Genomic DNA, 13080 nt, shown 5'->3' with positions numbered 1-13080 from the left:
TGCGGTCGGCACCGGGCTCGGGCCGGGAATCTGCAGGAAGTGCCTGCCGGTGGGGTGGGAGTCGAGTTGAAGCATGGGTGATCCGTCCTTTCTTTTTCAGTTTTGCATTCAAAATGCAAAGTGGAATGATGGTTATCACCTAGTCACCACGATTGAGGTGGGTTGGTTTTGCATGCAAAATGCAGCCCAAGGAAGGACGGAATGGCTGAAGTCATCGAAATCTCGCGCCTGGCGCTGCACGACCAGGTGGCAGCGCGGCTGCGCACCATGCTCATCGAAGGCCACATCGCGCCCGGCGCCAAGCTCAACGAGCGCGAACTGTGCGAACAGCTGCGCGTGTCGCGCACGCCGCTGCGCGAGGCGATCAAGCTGCTGGCGGCCGAGGGGCTGGTCGACCTGCTGCCCAACCGGGGCGCGGTGGCCGTGAAGCTGACCGAGGCTGACGTCGTCAACACCTTCGAGCTGCTCTCGATGCTCGAAGCCATGTCGGGCGAACTGGCGGCGCAGCGCATCACCGACGAGGAGCTGGCCGAGCTGCGCGCACTGAACTACGAAATGATGGCCTGCTTTGCGCGGCGCGACCTGTCGGGCTACTACCGCATCAATGCACGCATCCATTCGGCCATCAACGACGCGGCCAAGAACCCGGTGCTCACCAGCACCTACCGCTCCATCAACGCGCGCGTGCAGTCGCTGCGCTTTCGCACCAACCAGGACGAAGGCAAATGGGGCGCGGCGGTGGCCGAGCACGGCCGCATGATCGACGCGCTCGCGGCGCGCGACCCGGCCGCCATGCGCCAGGTGCTGATCGAACACCTGAACCGCAAGCGCGACACCGTGCTGGAGCTGCTGCGCGCCGGCGAGATCTATCCACGGCCCAGCGGCAAGAGCGCGGCCAAGAACTGACACCACCCATGCGCATCGAGCCCGCGAGCCAGCTGCAGCCAGCCGGCACCGTCCTGCCCCCCAACGAAACCTGCGAGGCGCTCGCCAGGCGCCTGTCTGCCGAGACGCAGGGCGAGGTCCTTTTCGACGATGCCTCGCGCGGCCGCTATGCGACCGACGCGTCCATCTACCAGATCATGCCGGCGGGCGTGCTGGTGCCACGCACCGAGCGCGACATTGCCACCGCCATCGACATCGCGCGCGACCTGAAGGTGCCGGTGCTGGCGCGCGGCGGCGGCACCAGCCAGTGCGGCCAGACCACCGGCGCGGCGCTGGTGATCGACAACAGCAAGCACTTCCGCCGCGTGCTGGACCTGGACCTGGAACGCCGCACCGTCACGGTGGAGCCGGGCATGGTGCTCGACCATCTCAATGCGCAGCTCAAGCCGCACGGGCTCTGGTATCCGGTGGATGTGTCCACCAGCGCCCAGGCCACGCTGGGCGGCATGGCGGGCAACAACTCCTGCGGTTCGCGCTCCATCGCCTACGGCAACATGGTGCACAACGTCGTCGGCGCGAGCGCATGGCTGTCCGATGGCGAACTGGTCGACTTCGGCCCGGTGTCCGGCCTGGGCGCCCGCGCGGGCGACATCGCCCGGCACGTGCAGCAGCTGGCGGTGCAGCACCGCGAGCAGATCCACGCGCGCTGGCCCAAGGTGATGCGGCGGGTGGCCGGCTACAACCTCGACATCTTCGACAACCAGAGCGAGAAGCCCTACACGGCGGACGGCAGCGTCAACCTCGCACACCTGCTCGTCGGCGCCGAAGGCACGCTGGCCTACACCCGCAGCCTGACGCTCAAGCTGGCCGAGCTGCCGCGCGCCAAGGTGCTGGGCGTGGTCAACTTCCCGAGCTTCCATGCGGCCATGGATTCGGCGCAGCACATCGTCAAGCTCGGCCCCACCGCGGTCGAGCTGGTCGACCGCACGATGATCGAGCTGAGCCTGGCCAACCCCGCGTTCAAGCCGACCATCGAGACCGCGCTGATCGGCCGGCCCGCCGCGATTTTGCTGGTGGAGTTCTCGGGCAGCGACAAGGCCGCGCTGCTGCCCAGGCTCAAGGACCTGGTCGACCTGATGGGCGAGCTCGGCCTGCCGGGCAGCGTGGTCCAGATGCAGGACGATGCGCCGCAGAAGAACCTGTGGGAAGTGCGCAAGGCGGGGCTCAACATCATGATGAGCCTCAAGGGCGACGGCAAGCCGGTGAGCTTCATCGAGGACTGCGCCGTGCCGCTGGAGCACCTGGCCGAATACACCGACGGCCTGAGCGAGGTGTTTGCCCGCTATGGCAGCCGCGGCACCTGGTACGCGCATGCGTCGGTGGGCACGCTGCATGTGCGGCCGATCCTGGACATGCGCACCGACGGCGCTGCCAAGATGCGCGCCATTGCCGAAGAGGCCAGCGCGCTGGTGCGCAAGTACAAGGGCGCCTTCAGCGGCGAGCACGGCGACGGCCTGTGCCGCGGCGAGTGGATCGAATGGCAGTTCGGCCCGGCCATCAACGAGGCCTTCCGTTCGATCAAGAACAAGCTCGATCCGGCCAACCTGTTCAACCCCGGCAAGATCATCGATCCGCCGAAGATGGACGACGGTTCGCTGTTCCGCTTTGCGCCGCCCACCGCGCCCAGGCCGTACAAGCGCATTGCGATCACACCCGTGCTCGACTGGTCCGCCTGGAATGTGCAGGCCGACCCGGTCACCGAGGTGACCACGGCGCCGGGCACGGGCGGCGACGTCACCGGCGGCTTCGCGAAGGCCGTGGAGATGTGCAACAACAACGGCCATTGCCGCAAGTTCGACGCCGGCACCATGTGCCCGAGCTACCGGGTGACGCGCGACGAGCAGCACCTCACGCGCGGGCGCGCCAACACGCTGCGCCTGGCGATCTCGGGGCAGCTCGGCCCCGACGCCTTCACCAGCGAAGCCATGCACGAGACCATGGACCTGTGCGTGGGCTGCAAGGGCTGCAAGCGCGACTGCCCGACCGGCGTCGACATGGCGAAGATGAAGATCGAGTTCCTGTCGCACTACAAGAAGCGGCACGGGCACACGCTCAAGGACCGGCTCATTGCCCGCCTGCCGGACTACGCGCAGGCAGCCAGCCGCGTGCCGTGGCTCTTCAACCTGCGCAACAGCGTGCCGGGCGCGCGCTGGCTCGGCGAGAAGATGCTGGGGCTGTCGGCCAAGCGCTCGCTGCCCGCGTGGCGCAGCGACACCTTCTGGCGCAGCGCCGATGCCTCGACGATGTTCGTGAGCCGCGAACAGGCCGTCGCATTGGCGCGGGAAGGGCGCCCGGTCGCGGTGCTGTTCGTCGACACCTTCAATGGAAATTTCGAGAGCGAGAACGCGCTGGCCGCCGCGCGCGTGCTGGCCGCGGCCGGCTATGCGCTGCACACGGTGCAAAAGGACGGCGGCCATCACTGCTGCGGCCGCACCTACCTGGCCGGCGGCATGGTGGAAGAGGCCAAGGCCCGCGCCGGCGCGCTGATCGACGCGCTGCTGCCGCTGGCCGAAGCGGGCATCGCCATCGTCGGGCTCGAGCCCTCGTGCCTGCTGACGCTGCGCGACGAGGCGCTGGTCATGGGCCTGGGTGCCAAGGCCGAAACGGTGGGCGCGCAGGCGCTGCTGTTCGAGGAATTCATTGCGCGCGAGATGAAGGCGGGCCGCTTCCGGCTGGCGCTCAAGGCGGCCGACAAGCCGATCCTGCTGCACGGCCACTGCCACCAGAAAGCCTTCGGCGCCGTCAGCCCGATCCTCGAAGTGCTGAAGCTGATTCCGGGCGCGAAGCCGGAACTCATCGAGAGTTCGTGCTGCGGCATGGCGGGCAGCTTCGGCTACGAGGCATCGCACTACGAGGTCTCGATGCAGATGGCCGAAGCCAGCCTGCTGCCCGCGGTGCGCAACAAGCCCGACGCCGTCGTGGTGGCCGACGGCACCAGCTGCCGCCACCAGATCGCCGACGGCGCGCAGCGCGAGGCGATCCACGTGGCGCGGCTGCTGGCCGCGCAGCTCGCCTGAGCTTTTGCCTTTCATCGCCGGCACGGCGGGCGAAGGCCCGAGCCGGTATCTAACCCGCTTGGGCGATTTTCATTTAGTGACGGTTGTGATACGTTTGTCCTACATGGAGATGGGCCAGGCCGGCGCTCGCAGGCAGCCCACCGAGGAGGTGGCGTGATGAAGAGCATGGACGCGGAGCAGGGTGCTTCGCCTTACCGGGTGTGGCCCGCCGAGCCTGCAAGTTTCAGTACGCGGCGGATGAGTCCGCTGCGGCACAACATCAACGAGCATCCCTTGTTCCAGCTGTCTGCGCTGCAGGCGCTGGCCCATGAACTGATGCCCGCCGGCCAGTGCCGCTTCCAGCGGCCCGGGGCCACCCAGGGTTCCGCGTTCGTGCACGAACCGAAGCATCCGCAGGGCTTGTCGATCGACGAGGTCTTCGCGCGCATGGAAGAGCCCGGCTCGTGGCTGGCGCTCTACAACGTCGAGACGATCCCCCGCTACCAGGCCGCGCTCGATCGCATCATCGACGACCTGCGGCCGGTCATCGAGCCGGAGCAGCCCGGCATCTTCCTGGTCACCGGCTTCATCTTCATTTCGGCGCCGCCTTCGGTCACGCCCTTTCACATCGACCGAGAGAACAACTTCTGGCTGCAGCTGCGCGGACGCAAGACCATGAACGTCTGGGACTGCGCCGACCGTGAGGTCATCCCGGCGCCCGGCGTCGAGGGCTTCATTGCCGGCGGCGTCCAGACGCCTTACCAGGAGTCCTTTCGTGCGCGCAGCAGCGAGTTCAATACCGGCCCGGGCGATGGCGTGTACTTTCCATCCACCTCGCCGCACATGACCAGGACCGACACGAGCTGGGTCAAGCCAGGCGACGGCATCTCGATCTCGCTCGGCGTCAATTTCTACACCTCGGTCACGCGGCGGACCGCGCAGGTGCACCAGTTCAACCGCATCCTGCGGCGCATGGGCATGTCGCCCTCGTATCCGGGGCAGTCTGCGGCAATGGATTCATTGAAGGCGCCCCTGGGCCATTGGATTGCTGCCGCTCGCTACCGGCGTCTTGGCGCCAAGGCGCCGCCCGGCGCCTATTGAGCCGGGGGGCTTCTCTAGCGCCGCATCGCGTCTGCCATGCCCACGGGTGGCGCATCGTTGCCCCACGAACCGCGCACGTAGGTGAGCACCGCGGCGATCTCCTGGTCGTCCAGGACCGAGCCGAATGGCGGCATGCCGTACGGGCGCGGATTGCCCGCCGTGGTGGGCAGGAAACCGCCGTGCCGCAGGATCTGCACGAGATTGGCGGGGGTTTCCATGTTCACCGCGCGATTGCCGGCCAGCGGCGGATAGGCGCCAGGGGCGCCTTCACCCTTGTCGCCGTGGCAGTAGGCGCAGCGCTGGTCGTAGATGGCGCTGCCGCGCGCCATCACGGCCGGATCGCGGGCCAGCGGCCCGGGCGGACGGGCCGGCGCAGGCGTCTGCGGCAACTGGCGCAGGTACACCGCAATGGCCTTGACGTCCTCTTGGCTCAGGTGCTGGGTGCTGCCCCAGACCACATCGGCCATGGGCCCCATGACCGATCCGCGCGCCGAGGTGCCGCTGTGCAGCAGCGCCACGACCTCGTCGAGCGTCCAGTTAGCCACGCCTGCTTCGTCGGCGGCATTGAGGGCCGGCGCGTACCAGTTCTCGCCGGGGATCAATCCGCCGGACAGGCCGCGCTGGTCTTGCGTGGCGCCCAGCGAGTTGCGCGCGCCGTGGCAGGCGATGCAGTGCCCGGCGCCTTCCACCAGGTAGGCGCCGCGGTTCCATTCGGCGGGCTTGGCCGGGTCCTTTTCGAAGACGCCGGGCGTGAACGAGAGGGCACGCCATACCGCCAGCGCCAGCTGCGTGTTGTACGGAAAGCGCAGGGCATGCCGCGTATTGGCCTGGCTTGCGGCCGGCACGCTGCGCAGGTAGGCATAGAGCGCGTCCGAATCCTCGCGCGTCAGCTTGGTGAAGCTCGGGTACGGAAAGGCCGGATACAGCAGCCGCCCGCGCTTCGAGCGGCCGTTGTGCATGGCGCGCCAGAAGTGGTCCACGCTCCAGCTGCCGATGCCGTTCGTTGCATCGGGCGTGAGGTTGCTCGAGTAGATGGTGCCGAAGGGCGTGCCGATGCCCAGGCCGCCAGCGTAGGGTGCGCCGCCGCGCACCGTGTGGCAGCCGGCGCAGTTGCCCGCCAGGGCCAGGTAGCGGCCGCGCTCGACCAATGCCTGCGTGCTTTCGAAGGGCGTGGGTGTGGGCGGCAGCTTGTCTTCGCCGCGCAGGTTGAGCGCCACCAGCGCCAGGAAGGCCAGGGCCAGCAGCAGGGCCAGGCCGGTCAAGGTGTAGACGATGCGCTTGAGCATGTCGCTTACTCCGGCATCGCGCTGCACTTCATCGGCAGCGGCGCTGGCGGCGACTTGGCAGGATGGGTGTTGGCCGGCACCGGCTGCGTGGCCAGCCAGCTCGCGACCGCGTTGATGTCGGCGCTGCTCAGCTTGCGGCCCACATCGGTCATGCAGTCCGGCGGCAGCGCGTGGCGGTCGTCGGTGAGCCAGGCGCCCAGCTGCGATGCGATGTACAGGCGCGGCAGCCCCAGCAGCGGCGGCACGCCCGGCTGCACGCCCATCAGCGCCGAGCCGTGGCAGGCCACGCAGGCCGGAATGCCGCGCGCCGCATCGCCCTTGAGCGCCAGCGCCTGTCCGTGCGCCAGCACCTGTGCGCTCGCATCGGTGGCGGTGCTCACGCGCGGGTAAGGCAGGTCGAGGCTGGCGAAGTACTCGGCCATCTCGCGCATGTACGCGTCCGACAGGTGGCGCGTCATGTAGACCATGTCGCTGTGAAAGCGCCGCCCGTCGCGAAAGCTCTGCAGCTGGTTGAACAGGTAGCCGGCCGGCTTGCCCGACAGGCGGGGGAAGTAGCCGGAATTGCTGCTGGAACCCTCGCGGCCGTGGCACGCAATGCAGGCGGCGACCCGCTGCTCGATGGTGTCGGGCACGGTGGCTGTCCATGCCGACGCGCACGCCAGTGCGGACAAAAGGCCGGCGAGCAGTTGGCGGCGGACGGACGATGCGGTCATTGAGCGCGATTCGACCACATTTGTCCGCCGCGCGGAGATTGGGCAATTTGCCTCAGGGGGCCGCGGCCGCTTCCGTCTTCTTCCTGCGGCCCAGCCGCACCAGGCCGGTGGACAGCGCCACGCCGCAGACGATGACCGCCGCGCACATCAGCATCCAGGAGGTGATCTCTTCATCCAGGAAGATGACGCCATAGAACACGGCGAACACCGGCACCAGGAAGGTCACCGTGAGCGCGCGCTGCGGCCCGGCGTGGGCGATCAGGCGGAAGAACAGCACATAGGCCAGCCCGGTACAGGCCACGCCCACGGCCAGCAGCGCCAGCCAGGCCTGGGTGCTGGGCATCTGCGCGGGCCAGAAGTACCAGGTGGGCACGGCCAGCGCCAGGCTGGCGCCCACCTGGCTGCCGGCCGCGGTGGCAAAGGCCGGCACGCCCGTCAGGTAGCGGCGCGTGGCGTTGGCCGAGATGCCGTAGCTCAGGCAGGCACCCAGGCAGGCCAGCACCGCCCACACCGGCGAGACGCCGCCTTCGCTCTTGAAGCCGGCGCTGTGCCCGGCCAGCAGCGCCACGCCGACGAAGCCGATCGCCAGGCCCGCCAGGCGCGAGTTGTCCGGCCGCTCGCGGAACCAGGCCCATGCCACCAGTGCGCCGAACATCGGCACGGTGGCGTTCAGAACCGCCGCCAGCCCGCTGTTGATGGACAGCAGCGCGAAGGCGAACAGCGCGAACGGCAGCCCCGAATTGGAAACGCCCACCAGCAGCGCGGCCTTCCAGTTGCGCACGAAGTCGCCGGTCTGGCCGCGCATCCACATGAGCGGCAGCAGCACCAGCATGGCAATGGTCACGCGCACGCCGGCGGTGGGAATGGCGCCGAACTCCGCGGCGCCGATGCGCATGAACAGGAAGGAGGCGCCCCACAGCGCGGCCAGCAGCACCAGGTCGATGACCCAGCTGCGGCTGCTCTTCTGCGGTGCCGGCGCGGGGGCGGTCAGGGCCTGGACTTCAGCGCGGGCCGTACATTCGCCTTCGCTCATGAATGCGATGCCCCCTCGAGTTGCAGCAGGCGGATCTTGCGGTCCAGCCCGCCGGCATAGCCGGTGAGCGAGCCGTCCGTGCCCAGCACGCGGTGGCAGGGCACCACCACGCTGATCGGGTTGCGGCCCACCGCCGCGCCCACGGCGCGCACCGCCGCCGGCTTGCCGATGTCGGCGCCCAGCCGGCCGTAGCTGGTGGTGCCGCCGCGCGGAATGCGCAGCAGGGCCTGCCACACGGCCTGCTGGAACTGCGTGCCGTGCGACAGGTCCAGCGGCATGTCGAAATGCTGGCTCGTGCCCTCGAAGTAAGCGGCCAGCTGCACGGCGGCCTGGCGCAGCACGGGATGCTCGGGCGCGGCGATCCAGCCGGTGGTGTCGGGGGCATGGCGCTGCTCGTCGAACCAGACGCCCGCCAGGCCCTGGTCGGTGGCGGCGAGGGTCACGCCGCCGAGCGCCGTGTCCATGTGCAGCGTGTAGATGGGAACGTTCTTGCTGAACTTCATGATCTCGATTCTCCGCTCATGAGATGACGGCGGCTGGCACCGGCGCGTCATCGGGTTGGGTAGGGGCCGCCGGCGGCGTATGCCAGGCACGAAGCACGGCATAGCTGCGCCATGGCTGCCAGGCTTGCGAGGCCTGGGCCGCGGCGCGTGCGCCGCTCACGCCCAGGGCTTTCTGCAGCGCCACGTCGCCGGACGGGAAGGCGTCGGGCCAGCGCAGCGCACGCATGGCGATGTACTGCGCCGTCCAGTCGCCGATGCCGGGCAGGGCCTGCAAGGCGGCCAGCGTGGCGGGCACGTCCGCGCCCGGATGCAGGCGCAGGCGGCCTTCGCAGGCTTCCCGCGCCAGGGCCTGCAGCGCGGCCTGCCGCTGGCGCACGATGCCCAGGCGCCCGAGCAGGTCCGGGTCGGCCTTGGCCAGCGCCTCGGGCGAGGGGAAGAGCCGGTCCAGCCCTGGCACCGGCGTGTCGACGGGCTCGCCCAGCGCCTCGACGAGGCGCGAGCCGAGCGTGCGCGCCGCCGCCACCGTGATCTGCTGGCCCAGCACGGCACGCACCGCCAGCTCGAAGCCGTCCACAGTGCCCGGCACGCGGATGCCGTCGCCCTGCGGAAAGCTCGCATGCAAGGCCGCGTTGATGGCCATGGGCTCGGCATCGAGGTCGAGCATGGCGCGCACCCGGCTGATCACGATGGGCAGCACGCCGGCCAGCGATTCACTCACTTCGAGCAGCGCCTGCTGGCGCGGCTCGTCGATCTGGACGCGCAGCCAGCCGGTGTGCGCGGCGCCGCCATGCAGGACGCGCAAGGTGCGGGCATAGGCGCTGGCGTCCGCCATCGGCAGCTCGACGCCGCGCAGTGCGCGCCGGCCGAAGAAGCCGATCATGGCCGCGTGGTCGTAGGGCGGCCTGAAGCCGATGCGCACTTCCACCGCCTGCCCCTTGCCGGCCGCCGCCTGGCCCTCGCCCGCCCGGCGCAGGGCGCTGGGGTTGAGGCCGTAATGGTCCATGAAGGCGGCGTTGAAGCGCCGCACGCTCGCGAAGCCGCTGGCCAGCGCCACCTGGGCCATGGGCAGGCGCGTGTCGGCGATCAGCTGCTTGGCGGCGAGCAGGCGGCGCGTCTGCAGGTACTGCAGCGGCGAGACGCCGAAGTTCGCCTCGAAAATGCGGCGCAGGTGCCGGTCGCTCACGCCCAGCCGCTGCGCGATGCGGGCGGCGCCCGGGGCTTCGCCTTCGGCCGCATCGGGCCAGGCGTCGGGCTCGTCGATCAGGCGGGCGGCCTGCAGCGCCAGGATGCGCGAGGCGTCCTGCGTCGTCCAGCTGGCTGCGCGCGGCGCCAGTTCGGGCCGGCAGCGCAGGCAAGGGCGAAAGCCCGCCGCTTCCGCCTGGGCCGCGTGGCGGAAGAAGCGGCAGTTCTCGCGCCGCGGCGTCTTCACCCGGCACACCGGCCGGCAATAAATGCCAGTGGAGGTAACAGCCGTGAAGAAACTGCCGTCGAAGCGCGCATCGTGCGCCTTGAGGGCCAGGTAGCAGGCGTCGCTTTCGAGTTCGGGCGTGTTCATGGAGTGGATGGTAGGCCCGCGAGGGCCGCGAATTGGCCATTTTCGGACATATGAGTCCCGAACCCGGCCCCTACAATGACCGTCCCCAATTCGAAAACTCAAGTAGCAGGGTGACCATGAAATTCAGCGCCTCCATCTTCAAGGCCTACGACATTCGCGGTGTGGTGCCGGCCACGCTTGACGCCCCGGTAGCCGAAGCACTGGGCAAGGCATTCGGTGCCGCGGCCCGCGCCGCCGGCGAGAAGACCGTGGCCGTGGGCCGCGACGGCCGCCTGTCGGGCCCGGCCCTCAGCGAAGCGCTGATCCGCGGCCTGGTGGCCACCGGCATCGAAGTGATCGACGTGGGCATGGTGACCACGCCCATGCTCTATTTCGCGGCCAGCACGCTGTGCAACAGCGGCATCCAGGTCACGGGCAGCCACAACCCCAAGGACTACAACGGCTTCAAGATGGTGCTGGCCGGCCGCGCCATCTATGGCGAGGAGATCCAGCGCCTGCGCCAGGTCATGGAAGATGACAGCGCGCCGCTGCTGGACGGCGGCAGCGTGCGCCAGGCCGACGTGCTGGCCGACTACACCAAGCGCATCGTGGGCGACGTCAAGCTGGCCCGCCCGCTCAAGGTGGTGGTGGACTGCGGCAACGGCGTGGCGGGCGCCTCGGCACCGGCCATCTTCCGTGCGCTGGGCTGCGAAGTGACCGAGCTCTTCAGCGAAGTGGACGGCAACTTTCCCAACCACCATCCGGACCCGAGCAAGCCCGAGAACCTCAAGGACCTGATCGCCGCGCTGCAGTCGGGCGATGCCGAGCTGGGCCTGGCCTTCGACGGCGACGGCGACCGCCTGGGCATCGTCACCAAGGACGGGCAGAACATCTTCCCCGATCGGCAGATGATGCTGTTCGCCAAGGACGTGCTCTCGCGCGTGCCCGGCCGCACCATCATCTACGACGTGAAGTGCTCGCAGCGCCTGGCGCCCGCCATCGAGGCGGCCGGCGGCAAGGCCGAGATCTACAAGACCGGACACTCGCTCATCAAGGCGCGCATGAAGGAGGTGAATTCGCCCCTGGGCGGCGAGATGAGCGGCCACATCTTCTTCAAGGAGCGCTGGTTCGGCTTCGACGACGGCACCTATGCGGGCTGCCGCCTGCTGGAGATCCTCAGCAAGAGCCCGAACGCGAGCGATGTGCTCAACGCCTTGCCCACCAGCTTCTCCACGCCCGAGCTCAATGTGGCCTGCGCCGAAGGCGAGCCGCACAAGGTGGTGGACGAACTCATGCGCAAGGCCAGCTTCGCTGCGCCTGCCAAGGTGCTCACCATCGACGGCGTGCGGGTGGACTGGCCCGATGGCTTCGGCCTCATTCGTGCGTCCAACACCACCCCGGTGCTGGTGCTGCGCTTCGAAGGCCGGACCCAGGCGGCGCTCGAACGCATCGAGCACGACATGCTGGCGCTGCTGAAGTCGGTCAAGCCCGACGCGCAGCTGGCCGCTGCCGCGCACTGATGCACGCCATTTTCGAACTTCGCACTTCGTGCAGCCGGGCCCGTCCCCGCAGGGGCTGAGGCGCCGCGGCCTGCACGAAGCTCAACGGACTTCCAATTTGCATTCCCTTCTGTTGCGTCTTTACGGCGCCGCCACCTGGCTGTTGCAGCCGATGCTGCGCCGCAAGCTGCGGCGCCGCGCCGTGGCCGAACCCGGCTACGCCATTGCGGTGGAGGAGCGCTTCGGCCGCTATGACGAGGCCATGTCGGGCACCGGCTGGGTGTGGATCCATGCCGTGTCGCTCGGCGAAACGCGCGCCGCCGGCATCCTGATCGATGCGCTGCGCCACCAGGATCCATCGCTGCGCGTGCTTCTCACCAACGGCACCGCCACCGGCCGGGAAGAGGGCGCGCGCCTGCTCGGCCCGGACGACCTGCAGGTCTGGCAGCCGTGGGACACGCCCGAGGTGGTGCGCCGCTTTCTCGACCGCTTTCGCCCGCGCATCGGCATCCTGATGGAAACCGAGATCTGGCCGGTGCTCACCGCGGCGTGCGCGGAGCGCGGCATTCCGCTGGCGCTGGCCAACGCGCGCCTGAACGAGAAGTCGCTGGCCTCGGCCAAGCGGCTGGCCTGGCTTGCGAGGCCCACCTATGCCTCGCTGGCGGCCGTGTGGGCGCAGACCGAGGCCGATTCGCATCGCCTGGTCTCCGCCGGCGCCAAGGTCGACGGCGTGTACGGCAACCTCAAGTTCGACGCCACGCCCGACTCGATCCAGCTGGGCCGGGCCGCCCGCCTGCGCGAGCAGCTGCCCAAGCCGGTGGTCGTGTTCGCCAGCTCGCGCGACGGCGAGGAGCGCCTGCTGCTCGATGTGCTGCAGCACCTGCGGCATGCGCCGCCGGTGGGCTGGTCGCCGGCGGCCGGCAAGAAGGTGCACCTGCCGGTGCAGGCGGTGCAGTGGATGATCGTGCCGCGCCATCCGCAGCGTTTCGACGAGGTGGCGCAGCTCATCGAGTCCAAGGGCTTCCTGTGCTCGCGCCGCAGTGCGCAAGCGGGGGCGCAGGGTGGCGACACCGAGATCTGGCTGGGCGATTCGCTGGGCGAGATGGCGCTGTACTACGGCCTGGCCGACGTGGCGCTCCTGGGCGGCAGCTTCGAGCCGCTGGGCGGCCAGAACCTGATCGAGGCGGCCGCCTGCGGCTGCCCGGTGATCATGGGCCCTTCCACCTTCAACTTTGCCGAGGCGGCGGAGCTGTCGGTGGCGTCCGGCGCCTCGCTGCGCGTGGAAGACATGGAGCAGGCCGTGGTGAACGCGCTCACGCTCATGGCCGACCCGGTCCGCCAGAACACGATGGTGCAGGCGGCGCTGTCCTTCTCGTCGGCCCACCGGGGCGCCGCGGCGCGCACCGCAGCGGCCATCGGCATGCTGCTGGCGCGCCAGCCGGCCGTCAGCGAGTCGGTGGCCGAACCGGA

10 protein-coding genes are annotated in these 13080 nt (G+C 69.4%); 5 read left to right on the top strand and 5 right to left on the bottom strand.

Translation table 11 applies throughout. The features are described 5' to 3' along the window. The first annotated feature begins 201 nt into the window (after positions 1-201). The 3 genes from VSO01S_RS23520 to VSO01S_RS23510 all read left to right on the top strand — a co-directional run bounded on the left by VSO01S_RS23520 (position 202) and on the right by VSO01S_RS23510 (position 5042). Positions 202-906, top strand: coding sequence for a GntR family transcriptional regulator (locus VSO01S_RS23520; RefSeq protein WP_068645210.1), 705 nt, complete (start codon positions 202-204; stop codon positions 904-906). Positions 907-914: 8 nt separating this feature from the next. After that, positions 915-3962 carry an FAD-binding and (Fe-S)-binding domain-containing protein gene (locus VSO01S_RS23515; protein ID WP_068645209.1) on the top strand — a complete coding sequence of 1016 codons (3048 nt, stop codon included), beginning with the start codon at positions 915-917 and terminating at the stop codon, positions 3960-3962. 156 nt (positions 3963-4118) lie between these two features. Continuing rightward, positions 4119-5042 carry a hypothetical protein gene (locus tag VSO01S_RS23510; protein WP_068645208.1) on the top strand — a complete coding sequence of 308 codons (924 nt, stop codon included), beginning with the start codon at positions 4119-4121 and terminating at the stop codon, positions 5040-5042. A gap of 14 nt (positions 5043-5056) precedes the next feature. On the opposite strand, the gene VSO01S_RS23505 is transcribed toward VSO01S_RS23510, so the two are convergent. Genes VSO01S_RS23505 through VSO01S_RS23485 form a run of 5 tightly spaced genes read right to left on the bottom strand, consistent with a single transcriptional unit; the run spans position 5057 to position 10132 of the window. Continuing rightward, complete coding sequence (locus VSO01S_RS23505) at positions 5057-6328, bottom strand: c-type cytochrome (RefSeq protein ID WP_068645207.1); 1272 nt, start codon at positions 6326-6328, stop codon at positions 5057-5059. 5 nt (positions 6329-6333) lie between these two features. Next, positions 6334-7041, bottom strand: a complete 708-nt coding sequence (locus VSO01S_RS23500) for a c-type cytochrome (RefSeq protein WP_068645206.1) — start codon at positions 7039-7041, stop codon at positions 6334-6336. 52 nt (positions 7042-7093) lie between these two features. Continuing rightward, positions 7094-8074, bottom strand: a complete 981-nt coding sequence (locus tag VSO01S_RS23495) for a DMT family transporter (RefSeq protein ID WP_084242072.1) — start codon at positions 8072-8074, stop codon at positions 7094-7096. Then, positions 8071-8577 carry a methylated-DNA--[protein]-cysteine S-methyltransferase gene (locus VSO01S_RS23490; RefSeq protein ID WP_068645205.1) on the bottom strand — a complete coding sequence of 169 codons (507 nt, stop codon included), beginning with the start codon at positions 8575-8577 and terminating at the stop codon, positions 8071-8073. The genes VSO01S_RS23495 and VSO01S_RS23490 overlap by 4 nt, the downstream gene beginning before the upstream one ends. Positions 8578-8593: 16 nt before the next feature. Next, entirely contained in the window at positions 8594-10132 is a 1539-nt protein-coding gene (locus tag VSO01S_RS23485; protein WP_068645204.1) for an Ada metal-binding domain-containing protein, read from the bottom strand. A 116-nt stretch (positions 10133-10248) separates the two neighbouring features. On the opposite strand from VSO01S_RS23485, the gene VSO01S_RS23480 reads away from it, so the two are divergent. Both VSO01S_RS23480 and VSO01S_RS23475 read left to right on the top strand, forming a co-directional pair. Next, a complete protein-coding gene (locus VSO01S_RS23480; RefSeq protein ID WP_068645203.1) occupies positions 10249-11631 on the top strand; it encodes a phosphomannomutase/phosphoglucomutase in 1383 nt (460 codons plus the stop codon). Between the two features lie 97 nt (positions 11632-11728). Further along, a partial coding sequence (locus VSO01S_RS23475; RefSeq protein ID WP_068645211.1) for a 3-deoxy-D-manno-octulosonic acid transferase occupies positions 11729-13080 on the top strand: 1352 nt, incomplete at its 3' end.

This window comes from Variovorax soli NBRC 106424, from assembly GCF_001591385.1.
In the GTDB taxonomy this organism is placed as follows: Bacteria; Pseudomonadota; Gammaproteobacteria; order Burkholderiales; family Burkholderiaceae_C; genus Variovorax; species Variovorax soli.
This window is presented reverse-complemented; position numbering and strand designations above follow the sequence as displayed.

What these genes read in the sequence shown, in the direction of transcription:
- VSO01S_RS23495 (WP_084242072.1), bottom strand. Translation starts at nt 8,074, where the DNA reads ATGAGCGAAGGCGAATGTACGGCCCGCGCTGAAGTCCAGGCCCTGACC.
- VSO01S_RS23490 (WP_068645205.1), bottom strand. Translation starts at nt 8,577, where the DNA reads ATGAAGTTCAGCAAGAACGTTCCCATCTACACGCTGCACATGGACACG.
- VSO01S_RS23500 (WP_068645206.1), bottom strand. Translation starts at nt 7,041, where the DNA reads ATGACCGCATCGTCCGTCCGCCGCCAACTGCTCGCCGGCCTTTTGTCC.
- VSO01S_RS23480 (WP_068645203.1), top strand. Translation starts at nt 10,249, where the DNA reads ATGAAATTCAGCGCCTCCATCTTCAAGGCCTACGACATTCGCGGTGTG.
- VSO01S_RS23515 (WP_068645209.1), top strand. Translation starts at nt 915, where the DNA reads ATGCGCATCGAGCCCGCGAGCCAGCTGCAGCCAGCCGGCACCGTCCTG.
- VSO01S_RS23510 (WP_068645208.1), top strand. Translation starts at nt 4,119, where the DNA reads ATGAAGAGCATGGACGCGGAGCAGGGTGCTTCGCCTTACCGGGTGTGG.
- VSO01S_RS23520 (WP_068645210.1), top strand. Translation starts at nt 202, where the DNA reads ATGGCTGAAGTCATCGAAATCTCGCGCCTGGCGCTGCACGACCAGGTG.
- VSO01S_RS23485 (WP_068645204.1), bottom strand. Translation starts at nt 10,132, where the DNA reads ATGAACACGCCCGAACTCGAAAGCGACGCCTGCTACCTGGCCCTCAAG.
- VSO01S_RS23505 (WP_068645207.1), bottom strand. Translation starts at nt 6,328, where the DNA reads ATGCTCAAGCGCATCGTCTACACCTTGACCGGCCTGGCCCTGCTGCTG.